General features: G+C 51.7%; 20 protein-coding genes. 13 read left to right on the forward strand and 7 right to left on the reverse strand.

The genetic code is table 11. The features are described 5' to 3' along the window. Positions 1 to 66: 66 nt before the first annotated feature. On the reverse strand, positions 67 to 2,973 hold the full coding sequence (locus ACO0LI_RS28215; RefSeq protein WP_423036967.1) for a ligand-binding sensor domain-containing protein: 2,907 nt from the start codon (positions 2,971 to 2,973) through the stop codon (positions 67 to 69). A gap of 481 nt (positions 2,974 to 3,454) precedes the next feature. After that, positions 3,455 to 4,369, reverse strand: coding sequence for a LysR family transcriptional regulator (locus ACO0LI_RS28220; protein WP_423036939.1), 915 nt, complete (start codon positions 4,367 to 4,369; stop codon positions 3,455 to 3,457). A 113-nt stretch (positions 4,370 to 4,482) separates the two neighbouring features. On the opposite strand from ACO0LI_RS28220, the gene ACO0LI_RS28225 reads away from it, so the two are divergent. After that, entirely contained in the window at positions 4,483 to 5,124 is a 642-nt protein-coding gene (locus tag ACO0LI_RS28225; RefSeq protein WP_423036941.1) for an FMN-dependent NADH-azoreductase, read from the forward strand. 99 nt (positions 5,125 to 5,223) lie between these two features. On the opposite strand, the gene ACO0LI_RS28230 is transcribed toward ACO0LI_RS28225, so the two are convergent. Continuing rightward, positions 5,224 to 6,267: a hypothetical protein gene (locus tag ACO0LI_RS28230; RefSeq protein WP_423036943.1), complete on the reverse strand. Its 1,044-nt coding sequence runs from the start codon at positions 6,265 to 6,267 to the stop codon at positions 5,224 to 5,226. 173 nt (positions 6,268 to 6,440) lie between these two features. Between ACO0LI_RS28230 and ACO0LI_RS28235 the strand changes: the two genes are divergently transcribed. From ACO0LI_RS28235 to ACO0LI_RS28250, 4 genes are all read left to right on the forward strand, one after another. Next, positions 6,441 to 7,604, forward strand: a complete 1,164-nt coding sequence (locus tag ACO0LI_RS28235; RefSeq protein WP_422954074.1) for a serine hydrolase domain-containing protein — start codon at positions 6,441 to 6,443, stop codon at positions 7,602 to 7,604. A 222-nt stretch (positions 7,605 to 7,826) separates the two neighbouring features. Further along, positions 7,827 to 7,988 (forward strand): hypothetical protein, encoded by a 162-nt coding sequence (locus tag ACO0LI_RS28240; protein WP_423036945.1) that lies wholly within the window; start codon positions 7,827 to 7,829, stop codon positions 7,986 to 7,988. Between the two features lie 8 nt (positions 7,989 to 7,996). Then, on the forward strand, positions 7,997 to 8,155 hold the full coding sequence (locus ACO0LI_RS28245; RefSeq protein ID WP_423036947.1) for a hypothetical protein: 159 nt from the start codon (positions 7,997 to 7,999) through the stop codon (positions 8,153 to 8,155). 114 nt (positions 8,156 to 8,269) lie between these two features. Next, on the forward strand, positions 8,270 to 9,517 hold the full coding sequence (locus ACO0LI_RS28250) for an amino acid--tRNA ligase-related protein (protein ID WP_423036949.1): 1,248 nt from the start codon (positions 8,270 to 8,272) through the stop codon (positions 9,515 to 9,517). Positions 9,518 to 9,596: 79 nt separating this feature from the next. Here ACO0LI_RS28250 and ACO0LI_RS28255 read toward each other — a convergent pair whose 3' ends face one another. From ACO0LI_RS28255 to ACO0LI_RS28265, 3 genes are all read right to left on the reverse strand, one after another. Beyond that, complete coding sequence (locus tag ACO0LI_RS28255) at positions 9,597 to 10,091, reverse strand: hypothetical protein (RefSeq protein ID WP_423036951.1); 495 nt, start codon at positions 10,089 to 10,091, stop codon at positions 9,597 to 9,599. Between the two features lie 319 nt (positions 10,092 to 10,410). After that, the gene (locus tag ACO0LI_RS28260; protein WP_423036953.1) at positions 10,411 to 10,563 is read right to left on the reverse strand and encodes a hypothetical protein; all 153 of its coding nucleotides are present in this window, start codon (positions 10,561 to 10,563) and stop codon (positions 10,411 to 10,413) included. Positions 10,564 to 10,644: 81 nt separating this feature from the next. Further along, the gene (locus ACO0LI_RS28265) at positions 10,645 to 11,097 is read right to left on the reverse strand and encodes a MarR family winged helix-turn-helix transcriptional regulator (protein WP_162042761.1); all 453 of its coding nucleotides are present in this window, start codon (positions 11,095 to 11,097) and stop codon (positions 10,645 to 10,647) included. 100 nt (positions 11,098 to 11,197) lie between these two features. On the opposite strand from ACO0LI_RS28265, the gene ACO0LI_RS28270 reads away from it, so the two are divergent. The 8 genes from ACO0LI_RS28270 (at position 11,198) to ACO0LI_RS28305 (ending at position 18,643) form a co-directional block, all read left to right on the forward strand. Then, a complete protein-coding gene (locus tag ACO0LI_RS28270; protein WP_423036955.1) occupies positions 11,198 to 12,154 on the forward strand; it encodes a quinone oxidoreductase family protein in 957 nt (318 codons plus the stop codon). A gap of 213 nt (positions 12,155 to 12,367) precedes the next feature. After that, the gene (locus tag ACO0LI_RS28275; RefSeq protein ID WP_423036957.1) at positions 12,368 to 13,684 is read left to right on the forward strand and encodes an energy transducer TonB; all 1,317 of its coding nucleotides are present in this window, start codon (positions 12,368 to 12,370) and stop codon (positions 13,682 to 13,684) included. An 88-nt stretch (positions 13,685 to 13,772) separates the two neighbouring features. Then, positions 13,773 to 14,621 (forward strand): diaminopimelate epimerase, encoded by an 849-nt coding sequence (dapF, locus tag ACO0LI_RS28280; RefSeq protein WP_423036959.1) that lies wholly within the window; start codon positions 13,773 to 13,775, stop codon positions 14,619 to 14,621. A 122-nt stretch (positions 14,622 to 14,743) separates the two neighbouring features. Beyond that, positions 14,744 to 15,262: a hypothetical protein gene (locus tag ACO0LI_RS28285; RefSeq protein ID WP_423036961.1), complete on the forward strand. Its 519-nt coding sequence runs from the start codon at positions 14,744 to 14,746 to the stop codon at positions 15,260 to 15,262. Between the two features lie 283 nt (positions 15,263 to 15,545). Then, complete coding sequence (locus ACO0LI_RS28290) at positions 15,546 to 16,442, forward strand: ATP-binding cassette domain-containing protein (RefSeq protein ID WP_422954063.1); 897 nt, start codon at positions 15,546 to 15,548, stop codon at positions 16,440 to 16,442. Further along, positions 16,439 to 17,248 carry a hypothetical protein gene (locus ACO0LI_RS28295; RefSeq protein ID WP_422954062.1) on the forward strand — a complete coding sequence of 270 codons (810 nt, stop codon included), beginning with the start codon at positions 16,439 to 16,441 and terminating at the stop codon, positions 17,246 to 17,248. Before ACO0LI_RS28290 ends, ACO0LI_RS28295 begins: the two co-directional genes overlap by 4 nt. After that, on the forward strand, positions 17,248 to 18,003 hold the full coding sequence (locus ACO0LI_RS28300; RefSeq protein ID WP_423036963.1) for a hypothetical protein: 756 nt from the start codon (positions 17,248 to 17,250) through the stop codon (positions 18,001 to 18,003). The genes ACO0LI_RS28295 and ACO0LI_RS28300 overlap by 1 nt, the downstream gene beginning before the upstream one ends. A gap of 175 nt (positions 18,004 to 18,178) precedes the next feature. Continuing rightward, complete coding sequence (locus ACO0LI_RS28305; RefSeq protein WP_423036965.1) at positions 18,179 to 18,643, forward strand: tetratricopeptide repeat protein; 465 nt, start codon at positions 18,179 to 18,181, stop codon at positions 18,641 to 18,643. A gap of 18 nt (positions 18,644 to 18,661) precedes the next feature. Here the strand turns inward: ACO0LI_RS28305 and ACO0LI_RS28310 are convergent. Beyond that, a partial coding sequence (locus tag ACO0LI_RS28310; RefSeq protein WP_423034746.1) for an IS3 family transposase occupies positions 18,662 to 18,754 on the reverse strand: 93 nt, incomplete at its 5' end.

The raw sequence follows: 18,754 nt of genomic DNA on the forward strand, positions 1-18,754 counted from the left end.
CATAATTTGCTACGAATTGTACGATTACGCTGCGCTAATCGTACCTACCGCTCTACTGCTCTATCTTCACTCCACATACTCAACCCTGTTCCTGCCTTGTTGTTTGGATCGGTAAAGAGCCTGATCGGCATGCGAGATGAGGTCAGCGGCTGTCATCGGGTTTTGTGGATCAAAGGCGATGACGCCAAAGCTGCTGGTGACGGCGATGGACTGGTGTTCGCTGATGGTGATTTCTTTTTCGCGGACTGATTTGAGCAGTCTTTCGATGAGGCTCTTGCCATGCGCAATGTCCAGGCCGGGGATGATGATCAGGAATTCTTCACCGCCATAACGGCCAACCGCGTCTGACTGGCGCACTGTGGCATTCAGGCGGCGCACCACCTCGATCAGTACGGCATCACCCGCGGGATGGCCGTAGGTGTCGTTGATGCGCTTGAAGTGATCGAGGTCCAGCAAGGCCAATAGCAAGGGCGTTTGCTGGCGTTGTGCCTTGCCGATTTCCATGTCCAGCATTTCCATCATGGCAGAACGGTTCCAGGCAGATGTCAGGCCATCGCGCAAGGCGCGTACCTTGAGTTGTTCGCGAGATATTTCCAGTTCGCGTGTGCGTTCTTTGACGATGGCTTCGGTGTGTGCCTGTAGCTCGGTCAGTTTGCGCAAGCGATAGCGGTGCAGGATAAAAACCAGCAGCATCAGGGCTGCAGCGATCAAGATGTAAAACCAGATGGTTCTCCACCACGGCGGCTGTATGCGCAGTTCCAGCGATTTGACCGCCGAGGTTTGCTGGGCATCGGCATTGCTGACAAAGTATTCAAAGCGATAGTTGCCTGGTTCAAGCGCGGTGTAGCGTACTTTGGGTGTCGTTGAACTTGACCAGTTTTCTTCCAGGCCACTGAGGCGGTAATGAAATTCCAGCGCGCTGCGGTTTCTGAAATTAAGGCTGGCCAGCACCAGTTCCAGCGGTTGAGGTGACCAGGCCAGCGCCAGCGGTTTATCGCTGGTGTAGCTGTTGCCATCTCTATGGATGCTTTCTATCAGGGTATTGAGTTCATGCTCTTTGAACAGATTCTCAGGTTTGAGTATGTATGAGATACCATTGCTGGTAGCCACCCACATGGCGGCATCGCTGTCTTCATAAAAGCTGTGACCATTGGTTTCGTTCCAGACGAAGCCATTGCTTTGATTGAATAGCCGCCACTGTTTTTTATTCCAGACCGCGATGCCGGCATCGGTACCTGCCCACAACCAGCCCCGGCTGTCTTCGAGCAAAGAGAAAATGACTTTGTCTTTGAGCACCGGTGATTCTTGCTGCCGTAACTGCAAGACGCCATTGCTGACACTGGCGCGCAATAAGCCCGCCTGGCGCGTGCCCAGCCACAAGTCATTCTCTGCAGTGCAGGTAATGGAAGACATATTGGGTGGCTGGCCATTGAAACTGACCGGGAAATTAGCCCAGTTCCTGCCATCAAAACGCAGTAACTGATTGCGCGCAATGAACCAGACATGGCCATTCGGGCTCAGGCACAGATCACGAAAATTCTCGGTTTTGGGTATCTGCAAACTGTCGAGCCCGGCAGGGCGCATGACATTGATCTTGCTGGCCTTGCTGTCAAACACAAACAGTCCGTCTGTGGTGGCCAGCCAGATATTTCCCTGACTATCGGGCAGCATGCGGATAATTTGCGGCAGGCTTGCCACTTGCGCATAGAGCCTGGTCTTTGCATCGTAGCGCATCAAATGCCCTGAATAAGTGCCGCCCCACACCGTACCAGACTGATCGACCACCATGCCTGACCATTGATGGTTCAGGGTTTGCTGTTTCTCGGCGACGTTGTTGAACTGACGCTGGCCCGGACGCAGTTGCGCCGGGCCAGAGCGTGTACCTATATGCAAAACCCCGTCCTTGTCCCTGACCATGGAAAGGGCAACATCGTCAGGCATGCCCTGGGCCATGGTCCAGCTCTCCCAATTGCCAGAACCCAGCCATTTGATAAGGCCCAGCCCGCGTGAACCCAGCCACATGCCACCATCTTTGTCATACAGCAGGGCAGTCAGGCCGCCTGCTATTTTGAGGCCATTCTTCCGGTCAAAATTTTCCCAATGATCTTTGTTCCAGCGTATCAGTGACTGGTTGGCATTGCTGAGTATGCGTCCTTCTGCATCGGCAGATATCCAGGTGACCAGGCCCTTTTTATGCAGGATGTCGCCTGGTGGTGTTCTGTCGGTGAATTTTTTTTCGCTGGCCTTGAGAACTACAATATGCTGCTCGCCCCTGGCCCAGAGTTGCCCGCTGTTGTCGCGGTGAAAACTCAGCCACTGGTCGTCTGGCACGCCCTGAGCTGCATCCCAGACATGGATTTGTTTGCCTGAGTATTGGCAGATCGATGAACCGCAACCCAGCCAGAAGTCACCGTTTTTTTCACGGTGAACACTCAACAGGGTATCTGGTGCTTGTTGTGACAGGCTTTGCTGCGTGGGGAAAAGTACTTGCAATTGCGGCTGGCCTTGCACCATCTTCAGTGGCAAATTCAGTGCATACAGGCGTTGCTGGCTGATGAAAAACAGGGTGCCGTCTGGCGATGTATTGAATTTCTGGCCGGGTGAAATTGGCAGTTTTTTGCCATTGTGGAGTATGGGTTCAAAGCGCTCGCCCTTTTTCAGGTAGAGGCCATCACTATTGCCTACCCAGAGCCGCTGTTGCGCATCTACATGCAGAGCAGTCACGAAGGGTTCGGGCAAGCCCTCTGCTTTGGCGTAGCGGCGAAATTCAGTGCCGTTGTAACGAAACAGCCCATTCTCTGTGCCGACCCAGATATAACCATCACCATCGCTCGCCATTGCGCTGACAGACAGATTACTGAGGCCATCAAGCTGGGTGTAGTAGCGCAGCGGTATCTGTTGAGAGCTGGCCGGTGTTACCCATGTCGTCAGCATTAATATGAACAGCACGAACATCAACTTCGATACGACCATCAACTTCAATATCTTGCAGCGGGCAAAACGAGGTAAAAATTGACCTGTGTAGCAATACAATTTCGCAACTCCTTAAACTTGACTAGGCGTCATTTTTTTGACTATCTGGTGCGATTTGACATGCAAGCGAAATTTTTGGTCACGCAAATGTCATAGAGTTGCCGGTATGAAAGCTACCGATTTTCCATGGTCAGGAAATTTTCTCAGCGGGGCGGAAGCATGTCACAAAAAGGGTAAAGATGCTAGTGGCCTGTAATAGTGAAATCGAGAGTGAAGGACATGTGCCCGGCGTATCAGGGCAAGGCGCACAGCACAGCGATAGTGGGACTATCGCGAGCATTTGTAACGCAGCCATGATCGTCGCGCACATGGCAGGCACTCCGATTTCACTATTACAGGCCACTAATCGGTTCAGCAGTTTTTGATGAAGCAAGCATGGACTTGCGCATCTCTATTGGCATGCGCGAGCCTGTTAAAAACGTTAGGACTGCAAACGGTTCTTGAGATCATCCAGCAACCAGCGCCCCGCAGGCCCGGGCCTGCGGCTGCGTTTATGGGCGGCATAAATCGTCAGGCCTTCTTTGGGCGTGGGGTCGTTCTCGATTTGCAGGGCGACTAGCTCGCCGCTGTTGATGTGCCCGGCAACCAGGTGTAGCGGCATGCGGCACCAGCCAAAACCGCCGAGCAGGAAATCGAGGCGGCGGCCCAGATCGACAAAGCGCCAGAGCCTGGCGCTGGCGACGCCATAGTTTTCACTCTCAGGTGCGATCGGGTCAGACAGCACCAGTTGTACATGGGGCTCAAGATCAGCCTGTGTCACCGGGCGGCCCTGCGTTGCCATTTTTGCCAGTGCTGCCAGCGGGTGGCTGGCCGCAACCACGGCCTGCATGTCTATGCGCAGCAAGGGGTAAGCGGCAATATCGTCAGGCACGGTTGGCAGCAGCAGGCAAATCGCAATCGCAGCAGCATCGCTACGCAAACGCCTCAATGAGCCACCCAGCCCTTCGGTAGAAAAACTGACGGGCAGCTCAGGGTAGGTCTTGCTCAGCATCGATAAACTATCTATCAGCGGTGCGCTGGGCACCAGCGGGTCTATCGCGATGACCAGTTCGGGTTCCAGGCCTGCGCGCGTGCCTGCCGCCATTGCTTCAAAACGGGCAGCGCTGGCCAATACATGGCGCGCCTGTTCTACCAGCACACGCCCGGCTTCTGTCATGCGGGGTTTGTGGCCGCTGCGGTCAAACAAGGCCACACCCTGCACATCTTCCAGCGTCGAAATGCTCTGGCTGATGGCCGACTGCACACGACCCAGCTTGCGGCCCGTGGCAGAGAAGCTGCCAGTGTCGGCAATGGTCACAAGCACCCGTAACTGGTCCAGCGTCAGGCTGCCTATCAAGATGCTTCTCCTTATCATCTATCATAAATTATGATGGACTTTATCACAATTTAATCTCTATTGAAAACGCCGCTGCAGCGATATAGTGAGTTCCTTTTTCAAGGAGATATCTCATGACACAACCAACAAAACTCCTGGTCATTGAAACCAGCCCGCGCGGCGATGCATCTGTCTCACGCAATATGACGCGCTGCTTCGTGCAGGAATGGCGCAGCGCGCATGCCAATGGCAAAGTCGTCGAACGCGATTTAATGCAAACCGGCCTGCAGTTCACCAACGCCGCCTGGCTGCAAGCCTACTTCACACCACCCGCCCAGCATACCGCCACCATGGCCGATGCATTGAGTTTGTCCGACGAACTGGTCGCAGAGCTGCTGGCCGCAGACCACATCGTTATCGCGACACCGGTTTATAACTACAATGTGCCCGCGCTATTGAAGGCATGGATAGACCACATCGTGCGCAAAGGCCTGACCTTGGGCTTTGATGGCAGCGGCCTCGTCCACGGAAAAAAAGCCACCGTGCTGATCGCCTCTGGCGGCGTCTATACCGAGGGCTCACCAATACGTGAACGCGACATCGCTACACAATACCTGCGCCTCATTCTTGGTGTCATCGGCATCACTGACGTGACTTTTGTTGCGGGTGGCGGTGCCAAGAGGGTGGACCTGGGGGAGGAGACGATGGATGACTTTGTGGGTAAGCTCGAGGCAGATATCAGACATGCAGCGGGTGTGCAGGCGAACAACGAGTAGAGCACGTCATTACCCTGACGTAGGGCGCATTGTAATGCGCCGCATGACGTCTTAAAGCTTCTCACAGGAGCGGGCCTTATCAGATGCAGCAATAGTTCTTCACTTCCGGAATAAAGCATCTATGCGTTGACGTTCTGTTTCGGCCTTGTGTCTGAAATCTTCAGCGAGAGAAATAAGCTGGCACCGTCTTGTTGCCTTCTCGCCAGCGACGAGCAAAGTATAATGATGAGAAGTCAGTTCCTGGCACCAGGACAAGGCGAATCCGCATGAAGACACTGCTATCTGGTCGTCATCACACAGAGCGGCATACTCGAAGGCGGCGTGAACCAACATTTTGCCTAACCCCACGCTCTTCCAGTTTTGAAAAGTCGATAATTCTGCATCTGCCTGCGCGAAATAAGCAAAGGCTTCAGGCGGTGAATTGAGTGCAGCATACATCTGTAACAAATCACTGATGATAATGATTTTGTCTCGGTCTGTTTTTGCCTGACTCAGATTTACTTCAAGAATTTTGATGACTTCCCGATATGCACCCAGTGCCTTATATGCATACTCTAGCGTGACTGAAACTTCACGTTCATCTCTGCGGTCTCTTGCCCAGTTATCTATATGCTTGCGCGCTTGCTTCAGGTCACCAAAATATAAGTGACGTTCATAAAGGGCATAGTCATTTTCATCAGCAGGGTGGGCAGGATGCTCCGAGCAGCGATTTGCCCACCAGCTATCCAGACACTCATAAAATTCTTCTGATTCTGTATCGTCCTGGATTTTTTTATACAGATCAGGGAAGTGAGTGCGTACGTAGTCGTGTGTTTCTGTTTTTAGCGCCCAATACATGAATTCAGTGTCAAATCCACCGTGTGTATCCATGTCTATATTCTTTGCTTTATAGAACGAGGGAATATCAAGTGGGTCCCGGTAACTTGCCAGCAAATAGGCACCCAGCCATAGCGAGTAAGTGGTGCCGCTGGTGTCGTCATTAATGAGAGAATCTATTTCTTGTGCAAACAGATAGCGAATCAGTTCTTTGTCAATTTCTTGAAAATCATATTGTATTGCAAGCAGGGTAGCGTATCTTTGCTTTGCATTGAGATCGATCGCCAAATCTTCCGTGTTCATGGTTTGACTGAAATCTGGTGCCAATTCGCCCCAGTGGTCGCGGGTGTTTCTGTATCTGTCTAATGCGTGCATGAGCGAAAGAAAAGTAAGGTGGTGCTGTTCATTTTAAGGGCATACTCATATAAAATCCACAACGCTATCAATAGCGACCAATAAATTTTGCCAGCCTCTCATCCATACACCCGATAAGGAAACGAATGCGCACCAGCCATGCACTGCCCGCCATATTGAGTTTGTTTCTGACATCCCTTACAGCTGCGCAAACCAATACCGCTACTACGGCTGCAATGCCTGATAAAAATACAGTCTTGTCGCCCGCAGTTGAAGCTGAACTGAAAGACAAACTGCAAACCATATTCAACACCGCCTGCAGCAAGGATGAATTCTCTGGTGCCTATGTGGTCGCAAAAGCTGGCAAGATCATCAGCGAGGCCGCCTGTGGTGAAGCCAGCAAGCGCTACCATGTGGCCAATACGATAGACACCAGGTTTAATGTCGCCTCGGTCGGCAAGATGTTTACGGCAGTGGGTATAGGTCAGTTGGCAGAGGCGGGGCGTTTGTCGTATGCAGACACGGTCAGCAACTATGTGGATGCCAGTTGGTTGTCGCCTGAAGTGGCGAAAAAAATCACCATAGGCCAGTTGCTGTCGCACACATCGGGCCTGGGCGATCTTTTCAATAGCAAGTTTCTCAACGGCCCGTATATGCAGATGGTCGCGTTGCGAAACCTGGATGACTACAAGCCATTCACACGTGATGCGAGGCTGGAGTTTGCACCCGGCAGCAATTATTTGTACAGCAATATGGGTACGTTTTTACTTGGTGTCATCATAGAAAAAGTCTCGGGACAAAATTATTATGACTATGTACGCCAGCATGTGTTCCTGGCAGCAGGCATGAACAGTACAGATAATTATGTCAGGGATGAGGGAGCAGAAAATCTCGCCACCGGTTATCTGGGCAAGCAAGCTGCGATGGCAGGCAGAAAAGAAAACACTGTCCTCATACCATTGCGCGGCGGGCCGTATGGCCTGGCTTATTCGACCACGCATGACCTGCTGCGTTTTGCCGATGCACTGCAGGCAGGCAAACTGCTCAAACCAGCGACACGCCAGCTGTTCTGGCAAGACCAGACCGCAGGCCGTGCAGACAAGGGCAGCTATGGATACTGCTTCGAATTAAGTGCGGGCAAGCTGGGCAAAGTCGTGGGACATAGCGGGCAGTTCACCGGGGTGTATAGCAAGCTCGACATGTATCTCGATGCGGGCTATACCGTGGTCGTGCTGTCGAATTATGAGCCAGGTCAGCAACCGCTGGCGGGGCGCATTGCGGCTGTGCTGGAGAGTATGTCAGGAAAGTAGGGTGCGTCTTGACGCACCAAATCGTCAATAGTCAGAACGGTTCAACGCAAAAACGGTGCGTCAAGACGCACCCTACGGGCTGGTTGTAGGAGCGGCTTTAGCCGCGAATGGTCGATACGGTAAAGCGGTTCGCGGCTGAAGCCGCTCCTACAGAAAATGCGCACTGCATCACAAGCTTGAAACAGTATGATGTGCGAGCCTTGCCAGTCAGTAGGGTGCGTCTTGACGCACCACATCGTCAATAATCAGAATGGTTCAACGCAACAACGTGCGTCAAGACGCACCCTACTTGCTTTTAGTACCACCGTCGGTGCGCTTGACAAGCGTGATAGTCTTGATATAGCCTTGATGTCCAGTCTGATCCAGACCACCAATAATTTTTGACAACAATCATGCAAACTACTTTGTATCCACGCATAGCAAGTACGCCGGAGCCACGCTTCTTGCGTAGCTTCGCCTGTGGCCGCAAGGTTTTGTCGCTTGTTGCCCGCATCAATAATAATGATTCCAACTCGAAGCCGGGCTGGAGTCGTTTCGCTGTATCTGATTAGTATTTGATCAAATAGCGAAAACCACGATTCAAAAAAGCCCGGAGATTCCGGGCTTTTTTCATTTCCGGAATCCGAAGGCGGCATTTTTATCAACCCGCAATCAAGGAGCAGGACATGTTTACATTCGAGGAAATCGCATTACAGGCAGGTAAAAAAGTAAGAGTAGAAGGCTTTGTGGCGACCACCCGCATACAGAGCAAAATGGCATTCGTCATTTTGCAGTCTGGTGCAAGCAAGGTGCAGGTCGTGTCATCGGGCGCGGCGCGTGAACAGGCGAAGGCCTTGATGCAGCAGTCGTATGCGGCAGTTGAAGGCATAGTCGTTGCATCGGCGCAGGCACCTGGCGGCTTTGAGATACAGGCAGAGTCGATTGAGCTGCTGTCACTAACGATACAGTGGCCAATATCCAGCGATAGTGAAATTGGCACCAGGCTGGCATGGCCGGCAGCGCGTTTCCGTGATCGCAAAGAGGCCCTGGCGTTGATAGTGCAAAGCGAAATCGAAAGTGAAATGACCGGCTATCTGAGGAGCCAGGGCTTCATTGGCATACATTCGCCCAAGCTCATGGGTGCGCCGTCTGAATCTGGTTCAGAGGTGTTTGAGGTCAAGTACTTTGGTGAACGCGCTTATCTGGCCCAGTCACCGCAGATCTACAAGCAAATTGCCATCATGGCAGGTCTGGGCAAGATTTATGAAGTCGGCCCGGTGTTCAGGGCAGAACCGAGTTTTTCTTCGCGCCACGCGACTGAGTTTATCTCCTTCGACGTGGAGCTCGAAGGCGTCAAAAGCGAGCTTGAGATCATCGCTCTTGAGTGTGCGATGATCACTGAAGCCTTGGCGCAGGTGATAGTCAGAATGGGTCCTGAGCTGGCTTTGCATTACCCAAAAGCGACAGTGCCAGCCGTTTGCCATATTCTCGAATTTGCCCAAGCGCAGGCCTTGCTGGGCGTAACCGGCGACGAATCACTGAGCGCCGAAGAAGAACGAAAACTCGGGGCGATGATGCAAGAACAAGGCCATGAACTGGTAGCACTGACCCGTGTACCGTGGAAGCAAAGACCGTTCTACCATATGCGCGAAGGAGAGAGCCTGACACGGAGTTTTGAATTGCTGTATCGCGGCGTTGAAATTACCACGGGGGCGATACGCGAACACAGATACGATGTCCTGATGGCGCAATTGGCAGAGAAGGGGCTGACAGGTAAGGGCCTGGAGTTTTATCTGGAGTCATTCAAACTGGCAGCACCGCCACACGGCGGCTTTGGCCTGGGCCTGGCACGTTTGACCGCGCTATTCCTGGGTTTGCCGGGGATTAAAGAGGCGACGTTTATCCACAGGGGGCCAGGACGCTTGTCACCTTGAGCATGAATCGTTCGCTGATTTTCAAGGCGCTTAAAGAAACGCAGATGGGAGGTGCAGAGTAAGGCACCTGCATCCTGGTTTAAAACTTCGTTTCCCATTGCGCATTGCCGCTTCTGTTGGTCGCGCCATAAATGGTGCGCGCAACTGCACATAGTGCCATGAGCTGTATCATCAACAGATACCATCCCGCTTCGCCGGCGGCAACGGCGTCCTGGGTATGGCTATTGAGGCGCATGGCGTGCTTGACCCTGGTCACATAGAGGGAAATAAATTCCACGAATGAGGCGGGTGATGGATGTGCGACCTTGCCCATGAAGTAGAATGACAGGTAAATACCCAAGAAAATCTGCAAGACGAAAGCCACGGCAACCAGCAGCAAAAAGGCAAAGTCAATGCGGCTGGCTGGAAACTTGAAATGGTTGGCGATCAGGTAAAACCCGCTCAGGGCACAAAACCCATGAGGATCGCACCTATGGGCAGGAACACCAGATAAGAAAATGAAAAAAGATTCAGGCCGGTGCCACGCCAGATGATGGCGTTGACCAAGCTCACCAGCAGCGAACTGATCAGGCAACATGCCCAGGCGAGGGGTCTTGCGTATGGAGATAGGGATGTCACTGGCTGGCCTTGATGTGGGTAGGGGGCTGGATTTTTTTATCTATCCTGCAGCAGGATAAAATTTTGCGCGATATTATCTTGATGCTAAAGTGGCGTCAAGGATGTGCGTTTGTGCGAGCAGATTGGAAGTGGTAGATAGTCGATCTGCAAAATCATTTGCCATTTTATGTATATGGATTTTACGCCGATGGATCCCAGTCTGCGCTGGGATGACATTGCGATGGGTGGGGATCAGCAAACTCTATGGTGCTAATCTGCCCTTGAACTTAAAGTCGTCATTCCAGCGCAGGCTGGAATCTACCGGGCTGGCGCGCCAGCGGCGTTCGTCGCATTGGTATATCGTTGTTATTGCCGTATCCTTCCGCAGTAGGGTGCGCCGTGCGCACCGTTTTTAAATCCGCCGATTTGAAAATACGAACGGTGCGCATGGCGCACCCTACGGGTTAATCATATGCAGCGGCAATTGCATCTTGCGTTCATCCACAAGCATCATCAACGCCATCGCAACGTCACAAAGTCCCCACCCAGGCCAGTGCATCATCCGCAAAATGTCGCAGCAAGCGCGCCAGTTCGCGCACGTCTTCTTTTTTCCAGTCACTCAGCATTTTTTCTATGATCTTTTGTCGCGCACTGTCGAGCGCATCCGTCATGACGCGGCCCTGCTCGGTGATGATGGCGGCTTTGACGCGGCCATCTTGCGGGCTGGGGCAGCGGCTGACCAGGCCCAGGCTGTCGAGCTTGGCGATCTGGCGGCTGACGGTGCTGTGGTCGCGCCCCACCAGTTCTGCCAGCTCGACTATGCCTATGGGCCCCAGGCGTTCTATGCGTACCAGCAAGGGGAAGAGAGCGCGGTCAAGATCAATGCCCGCTGCCGCAATTAGGGCGGCATCTGGCTGCGGGCGATTCAGCACGCCGGTGATATCCATCAGGGCACCGCGCAGTTCGCCAATTTCTTTCTTCATGTGGTAGTCCTTGCGTATGTCAATATATGTGTATAATGCACGGATATTCAGTGCGTCCAATTTGAGCAAGCCTGAATAATTTCAGCAAAGGATAGCAGATATGAAAGCAGCAATAGTAGTAGAAGCAGGCAAGCCGCCCGTCTATGGTGATTTCAGGGAACCAGCCGCAGGTGACGGCGAGGTGTTGGTCAGTGTGACGGCAGCAGCGCTCAGCCCTGTGGTCAAAAGCCGGGCCTCGGGCAGGCATTACAGCTCTGCAGGCAGCCTGCCATTTGTCGTGGGCATTGATGGCGTAGGTCGTCTGGAAGACGGCAGCCGCGTCTATTTTGCCCTGCCGCAAGCGCCGTTTGGCAGCATGGCAGAAAAGACCGCAGTCAGGGTTGCGCAATGCATCGCCTTGCCAGATGCGCTTGATGATATCAAGGCGGCAGCCATTGCCAATCCTGGCATGTCTGCCTGGGCCGCGATGCAGGAGAGGGCAAAGCTGGTGGCCGGCGAAACCGTGTTAATCAATGGCGCAACTGGCTCAGCAGGCCGCCTGGCAGTGCAGATTGCAAAGTACCTGGGCGCAAAGAAGGTGATTGCCACGGGCCGCAACAAACAGGCGTTGCAAGCACTGCAAACCATAGGTGCAGACGTGGTGATCCCTCTGGATGATGACAAGCAAGCCATGGAAGAAGTCTTCAAACAGCAATTTGCACAAGGTATTGATGTGGTCGTCGATTACCTGTGGGGGCAGAGCGCAGAATTGCTGCTCATCGCCGCTGCCAAGGCAGGCAAAGAAGCCGTGCCCGTGCGCTTTGTGCAGGTGGGTTCGGTCAGTGGCGAAGACATCAATTTGCCAAGTGCGGTACTGCGTTCATCCGCTATCGTGCTCATGGGCAGCGGCATAGGCAGCATCCCGCCCCAGCGCCTGTTCAAATCGATAGGCGAAGTCTTGCATGCTGCCGTGCCAGGCGGGTTCGACATTGCGGTAGAGACGGCACCCTTGTCTGCGGTGGCAGAAAACTGGGCCAAAGATGCCAACATGCCGAGGCTGGTGTTTACGATGACGTGATGACTTTTTAAAGAATTGAGTTTTATTTTTTTGTACTTACTCAAAATTTCACTATCTCAAGGGTGCACATGCTGTCATTGCGATTGAAAAGCAATTTTCAATCGCGTGACTTATTTTGCAGCTTCCATTTCTCACAAATTTGCGTCTTTATGTCTGGTGTTTTGAGATATATTACTGCCTTCCTATCTCTATTTTTTAAAAACGCCTCTTTCCATGATGAAGAATTTTCTCTTTGCATCCACACTCGTCTTATTATCAAACACTGCTAGTGCAAATACGATAGATAATGTTAATGAACTGCTCTCGACGGCAGGGAAGTGGGCCCGCAATGCGAGGAAATCTGACAACAGCTGGTCATTGAATCAGCAGGCACTCGTCATTGCTGAAAAGGTGCAGGACAAAATACCTCTATTGCTGCTAAGAGTCCTTACCCAAAAAATGGATCTGTATATCAAATCCGGGCAGCTTGATGAAGCTCAAAAAGTTTGTACACAGATACTTGCTTTTAAAGAGAAAAAACCGCAAATGGCAGGCTATTCGTATTCTGATTTCTTGAGCAAATATGCTCAATTGCTCGTACTACAGGGGCAGCTTCCAGAAGCAGAAAAGCTGTCTCTTCAAGCTATCGATGGATTTGGAAAAGTCAGCAGTGAAAAAATAGGAACCAGACTGGATGAAGAGTTTGCCTTCCTTGGTAGCATATACATGCGCCAGAAAGAGTGGGATAAAGCCGAGAGTTATTTGAGACTTGCCGTTTTTCTTAACAAGGAAAAACGAGGGTCTGCCGTGGATAATACTTACAAAAAAAACGCGACGCTTGATCTGATCAAGGTTTATCAAGAGACGAAGCGTGGTGACCTGGCAAAGCAGGTGGAAGCTGATAAGCAAGAGCTGTTAAATCCCCCGGCTGTCATATGGAAAGTAGCGCTCGACCCAAAATACAAAGGCCCGACCCTGGTCAAAGAGAGTTGCAAGAATCCGCCGTTTCCGCCTGAAACTACCCGATACGAAATGGATGGTTCGATGAGCTTGAATTTCCTGATCGCAGAAGATGGCGAGGTGGTTGGTAAATATGCTTCCAGAAGCAGTGACTGGAAGCGCCTGGATGATCTTGCACTCGAGACCATAGCCCAATGCAAATTTACTGTGCCAACATATGAAGGCCGCCCTACCGTGGGATGGGCGTATTATGAATATGAATGGAAGACCAATCCTGGCGGCAAGCCCTATCCAAAACCAGAGTTGATCGACGCCAGTTGTAAATCAGACGGTTTTGAAGTGACACTCGCCACTGGCAAACCGCAAGACAACGATATCAGCTTCAAGATCAATATTGAAGGAGAGCCTCACGGTATGCACAGCGGGAACTTCAAAGGAAATGGAAATCTGTATGGTGAACTACTCGACGTACTCCTACAATGCAGGTTCAAACCAACTGTGATTGATGGTGAAGTGAGAGGCAACAAGGCGAGCATGCGTTTTATCCGTAAGCAGGCTGCCGATAAAGAAAAAATCAGTCAGTCGCAGTAGCGTGCCGTATTTTTTTAAGGAACGGTTAAGTATTGAACAGTTTGCACATATCCTGAATATACAATTGATGCAAATGGTGGATACCAGCATGGAAATCAGTTTCGCAAAATACCAGGCACTCGGCAATGCCTATCTGGTTGTGGATGCCTCTGCAATGGAAATTGGCACAGACGAGATCAGGCGTCTGTGCGATTTTCGTACTGGCATAGGCAGCGACGGTGTGTTGTTTGGCCCTACTTATCCTGATGATGCAGATTTTGGTTTGCGCATCATCAACCCGGATGGCAGCGAAGCTGAGAAGAGTGGCAATGGCTTGCGCATATTTTGCCAGTATCTGTATGACCAGAAGCTGGTCGGCACGCAGGTGTTCACTGTCAAGACCAGGGGCGGCATCGTGCGGGCCAGGGTTTTTCCTGAGCAGCAGTTAGTGGAAGTGTCGATGGGGCAGGTCAGTTTTGATGCTGTGCAGATACCGGTGCTGGGGCCTGCGCGGGAAGTTTTGCTGGAAGAAATCGCTGTTGGTCAACGCAGCGTACAGGTATCTTGCGCGACCATAGGCAATCCGCATTGTGTGGTGCTGATGGATACGCTGGGAACAGAGCCTACTGAAGCCCTGGCGAGAGAACTTGGTCCTTTGCTGGAACATCATCCACTCTTCCCGAACCGGAGCAATGTGCAGTTCCTGCGCGTGCTTGATCGCCAGAATATACAACTGGAAATCTGGGAACGTGGCGCAGGCTACACCCATGCATCCGGCAGCAGCAGTTGCGCCGCTGCCGCCGTAGCGCACAGGCTGGGGCTGGTTGATGCTAACCTGACGGTGCGCATGCGGGGTGGCGACATCACGATTGCCATCTCGCCTGAATTTGAAGTGACTATGACCGGGCCTGTGCTTGTGGTATGCCGTGGCGAGCTTGTAACGCGGGAGTCAGCCTGACTTACTCGCCGCAGCAAATGACGCCCACATCGTATCGTACTGTGTCGTAATTTTCTCTTGCGCTCCGTGGTAGCCTGACCTATCGTATTGCTAGATCACGAATTTTTGCAAGACACAAGAACATGCGCTCAATTGTCCTTTTCGATATAACAAAGACTAGCTATGATGTGACGCTGTTTTTCAACGCCGGGTTCGTCCTTGTTGTAATTGCGTGTTTGATGCTCTTTGTCGATGCATGGCGAAAACGCCTTGGTTATCCTCGTATGAATTGGCGCCGCCGGGGAGCTGAGTCTGGACCTGCTTTCCCGTTCAAGGTCATGGGTGCAGGTGCACTACTCAGTGTGCTGATCATTGCAAAAACATATTACGAATACGCGTCATTGCGTTCGGCCTACGAGAGCAGAAGCTGTGAATTGATTGATGGCACGATAAGAAATTTTCATCCAGGCCTGCATGCGAAAGGCAAGGGAAATGAAAGTTTTGACGTTGGCAATGCCCACCTGGCTTACTCAGCTTTTGATTCCTCACACGGTTTTCACCAGGCCGCAGGCAATGGCGGGATATTGAGAGATGGTCTTCACGTAAGGATGCAGCGCTGTGGCGCAGATATTGCATGGCTTGAGATGATAGAAAATCCCTGATTCAGCATACATCCCACAACACCATTTGAGATCATCACACGTTCAGATCAATGTTTTCATTGGGGATGGCGCTTTCATTGGTCTCGCGCTTGTCAACTTCGATGATCGCAACTGCGACCAAAATCTCCCACTGTTTTCAAAATAGTAATACACTTCTGCCTTTGATACGCAAACTGTTGCCGGCATGGATGCTTATATTCATCCCATTGTTTTCGCGGCCAGCTTCATGCACAACATGCACCATGACGCAACATGACATATAAAAAGCACTTTAAGGAAATTGATGATCAAAGTCTCGCAACTACAATTTGAGTATGGCAAGAAGCGCGTCTATGACGAGTTTTCGCTGACGCTGGACAAGCCCGGCGTGTATGGCCTGTTTGGCCGCAATGGCAGTGGCAAATCGACGCTGCTGAAGATTTTGTCAGGTTTGCTGTTCCCGCATGGTGGGCAGGTGGAGGTGCTGGGCTACAAGCCAGCAGCGCGCTTGCCGACTTTTCTGGAGCAGGTATATGTCGTGCCGGAAGAATTTCATCTGCCCGATATCAGCATGGCCGTGCTGCAAAAGACGCATGCACCGTTTTATCCGCGTTTTTCAGGCAGTGATTTTGCGCAGTATGCCGACATCTTTGAAATCCCGCGCGACAAGGGCTTTGCCGCGATGAGCCTGGGGCAAAAGAAGAAGGCAGTGATTGCCTTTGCCCTGGCAACCCACACGCCCCTGTTGCTGATGGATGAGCCCACCAATGGCCTCGACATTGTCGGACGCTCACAATTCAAGACTATCCTTGGTGGCAATGAACATGCGAACCGTACCGTGATCATCAGCACCCATCAGGCACATGATCTTGAGAGCCTGATGCACCATGTGCTGTTCGTCGATGGCGGCAAACTCGCCCTGTCGGCCAGCATGCAGACACTGCAACATGCGCTGCAACTCGGCGTCGCAGACGACCAGGCAGATACCGCCGGCAGCATTTACCAGGAAGCTTATGGCCAGCAATGGGCGTATATAGCGCGCAATACCACGGGTGAACCGGGCGCTGTTAATCTCGAATTATTGTACAAGGCGCTGAGCATCAATAAACAGGGTGTGCTGGATGCGGTGGCGAATTATCGGCAACCTCAATCCCAGCTTCAGTCTCAACCTCAGTTACAAGCTGCCAAGGATTTGCAATGACAGATTTTTTTGACATACAACGTTTTGGCCGCCTGCTGCGCGCACACTGGGCCGAGAGCTGGCGCGAATATGCGTGGTTTGCGGGGGTGCTGGCGATACTGGATTTGGTGATCATGGTCGTGATGGTTGCTCTTGATGTCGAGCACCGAAATGATCAGTTTACATATAATGCGCAGTCATTCTGGTATTTTACCGGCCTGTGGTGCTCTGCCCCGATCTTTACATGGCGGTATTTCAAATACCTGCAAAACCCCGGCGCTTGTCTGATCGGCCTGATGCGCCCGGCTTCGGTATTTGAAAAATGGCTCATGGCGTTTCTGGTCATCGGTCTTCTTTATCCGCTGGCTTACAGTTTGCTGTACGTCATATTGCATTATCCTGCTGTGCAATTGGCCAAGGCTGTCGTGGCCAACATGCCAGTCTGTGAGCATTGTGACCGCGATTTTCGTTTTTTCTTCCCTTTCCTGACAAGCGGCAGTACAACGGGGGATGACCACTCCTTTTTGTTCCATACCTATTCGTTTTTGCTACTCTCTTTTTCGCAGGCACTTGTTGCTGGTGGGGCGGTTTATTTCAGACGCTCTCCCGTGCTGCGTACGGCACTGGTCACGTTCTTTTTGGGCACACTGACCCTGCTGACAGGTATTGTGCCGCAAGCGGGTATATTCATGAGGAACTGGCGCTACACCGAAGCTTACGTTCACAGGCCGGTGGAATATGTACTCTCCTTTGGTCTGTGGCTGGGCGTGCCCGTGTTGTTATGGGGTGCACTCTATTTCCATATCCGGGAAAGGGAGGTCGCATGATGTCACGTCATTTTTCTAAAGCAGGTGCCTGGTTATTTGCTCTCGCCTTTGTCTGGTACCTCGCAGGCAATTATATGCTTGACCACCTGAGCAAAGAGCGGTTGGCTGAAGCTGAGATCATCCATGTCAGGGAACAATATGCTGATCTGGGCAACCATACCAGGGTGGTGCTGGATACTCAGGTTGATAGCCGCCGGGATGTGGGTAAGCTCAAACTCATCTTTGAGCCTGGCTTGACGCAGGTAAAAGTCAATAATCCCAATTTGCAGATTGCTGTCAGCATGCAGGCGGCCAGTGATGCTTTTCATATTAGACTAAGTTCAAGTAAGTCAGAATTGAGGTACCATCGATCTGAGGAAATAGAAATCCACTTGCCAGTGAGCGTCAGAAAGCTGGAATTTGCAGGTGATTCTGGCGCAGAAATCTCGGGTAGCTTCCCTGCACCTGAGACTGCGCTGGAATTGTCCATGCGAGATTGCGGCTCTCGTACCGACATCGGAGATTTGCAGGTAAGCCAGCTTAGGCTGGTGTCTCGCTGTGTGCCACCACCGACAAAAGAATGCTGTTCGATGACTTATTCTTTGAACAAAGACATGCGGGTCACAAAGCTTGAAGTGCAGATGCCTTTTGGTAACCTGGATATACATCCAGAGCGCTTGCCACAGCAAATCCTGCTGGATGTGGGGGAAGATGTGCAGATATCCGGCAGGCGCGAGTTTTTTAAATTGGCGCGTTTTGTGCCCGACAAATCCTGAGTAGAGCTGAGTGAAATGATGCTGCAGCAGGTTTTAATCTTGCTGCAGCATCAATTCATTTGCCTGTGCTCCAGAGTCAGGGTGACTTATGGCAATTAATTTCCCTGACAACGGGTATTTTTTAAAGGCTTTGCCATATGAAGATTGCTCCTGTGTCTAAAACCTTGTGTGTTGTATGCATAGTAGCGCTATCCGGCTGGCATCCCTACCTGGACTAGCGCAAACAAGCGATGCTGAAAAACGGGCCTTGATTGCCAGGGCAAGTGCTGGTGACAAGTCTGCTTACAATATTTTGCATCAGCGTGCAGAGCAAGGCGACATTGATGCGCAGAACATCTTTGCGACAATGCATCTTAAAGGCATAGGCGGAAAAGCCAATTATGCCGAGGCATTGAAATGGGTAAGGAAAGCTGCAGAGCAAGGGGATGCAGTCGCGCAAAGCAATCTCGCCACTATGTATGCCCAAGGCTTGGGCGTGACAAAAAACGATGCCGAAGCATTGAACTGGTTTCGCAAGTCAGCCAGTAGGGTGCGTCTTGACGCACCGTTTTTCTACGCTTTCCTGATCATTGAAGAGATGGTGCGTCAAGACGCACCCTACAAAAAAACGACGCCATGCAGTTTTGAAGTGACCCCGTAAAGTTGGACGTTTAATTATTTAAGTAGCCAAGGACTGAATTCTGTATTGCACAGGACTCAGTCCTTTTAGTTTGACCTTGATCCGGTCGTGATTATAGTAGTGAATATAATC

The sequence above is a fragment of the Undibacterium sp. Tian12W genome, from assembly GCF_049339405.1.
Taxonomy (GTDB): domain Bacteria; phylum Pseudomonadota; class Gammaproteobacteria; order Burkholderiales; family Burkholderiaceae_D; genus Undibacterium.

Excerpts from the sequence above, each read along its gene's own strand:
- ACO0LI_RS28245 (WP_423036947.1), top strand. The coding sequence starts at position 7,997 with ATGCAAACTACTTTGTATCCACGCATAGCAAGTACGCCGGAGCCACGC.
- dapF (WP_423036959.1), top strand. The coding sequence starts at position 13,773 with ATGGAAATCAGTTTCGCAAAATACCAGGCACTCGGCAATGCCTATCTG.
- ACO0LI_RS28295 (WP_422954062.1), top strand. The coding sequence starts at position 16,439 with ATGACAGATTTTTTTGACATACAACGTTTTGGCCGCCTGCTGCGCGCA.
- ACO0LI_RS28250 (WP_423036949.1), top strand. The coding sequence starts at position 8,270 with ATGTTTACATTCGAGGAAATCGCATTACAGGCAGGTAAAAAAGTAAGA.
- ACO0LI_RS28285 (WP_423036961.1), top strand. The coding sequence starts at position 14,744 with ATGCGCTCAATTGTCCTTTTCGATATAACAAAGACTAGCTATGATGTG.
- ACO0LI_RS28225 (WP_423036941.1), top strand. The coding sequence starts at position 4,483 with ATGACACAACCAACAAAACTCCTGGTCATTGAAACCAGCCCGCGCGGC.
- ACO0LI_RS28305 (WP_423036965.1), top strand. The coding sequence starts at position 18,179 with ATGCATAGTAGCGCTATCCGGCTGGCATCCCTACCTGGACTAGCGCAA.
- ACO0LI_RS28270 (WP_423036955.1), top strand. The coding sequence starts at position 11,198 with ATGAAAGCAGCAATAGTAGTAGAAGCAGGCAAGCCGCCCGTCTATGGT.
- ACO0LI_RS28275 (WP_423036957.1), top strand. The coding sequence starts at position 12,368 with ATGATGAAGAATTTTCTCTTTGCATCCACACTCGTCTTATTATCAAAC.
- ACO0LI_RS28290 (WP_422954063.1), top strand. The coding sequence starts at position 15,546 with ATGATCAAAGTCTCGCAACTACAATTTGAGTATGGCAAGAAGCGCGTC.
- ACO0LI_RS28260 (WP_423036953.1), bottom strand. The coding sequence starts at position 10,563 with ATGCGCACCGTTCGTATTTTCAAATCGGCGGATTTAAAAACGGTGCGC.
- ACO0LI_RS28235 (WP_422954074.1), top strand. The coding sequence starts at position 6,441 with ATGCGCACCAGCCATGCACTGCCCGCCATATTGAGTTTGTTTCTGACA.
- ACO0LI_RS28265 (WP_162042761.1), bottom strand. The coding sequence starts at position 11,097 with ATGAAGAAAGAAATTGGCGAACTGCGCGGTGCCCTGATGGATATCACC.
- ACO0LI_RS28215 (WP_423036967.1), bottom strand. The coding sequence starts at position 2,973 with ATGGTCGTATCGAAGTTGATGTTCGTGCTGTTCATATTAATGCTGACG.
- ACO0LI_RS28300 (WP_423036963.1), top strand. The coding sequence starts at position 17,248 with ATGTCACGTCATTTTTCTAAAGCAGGTGCCTGGTTATTTGCTCTCGCC.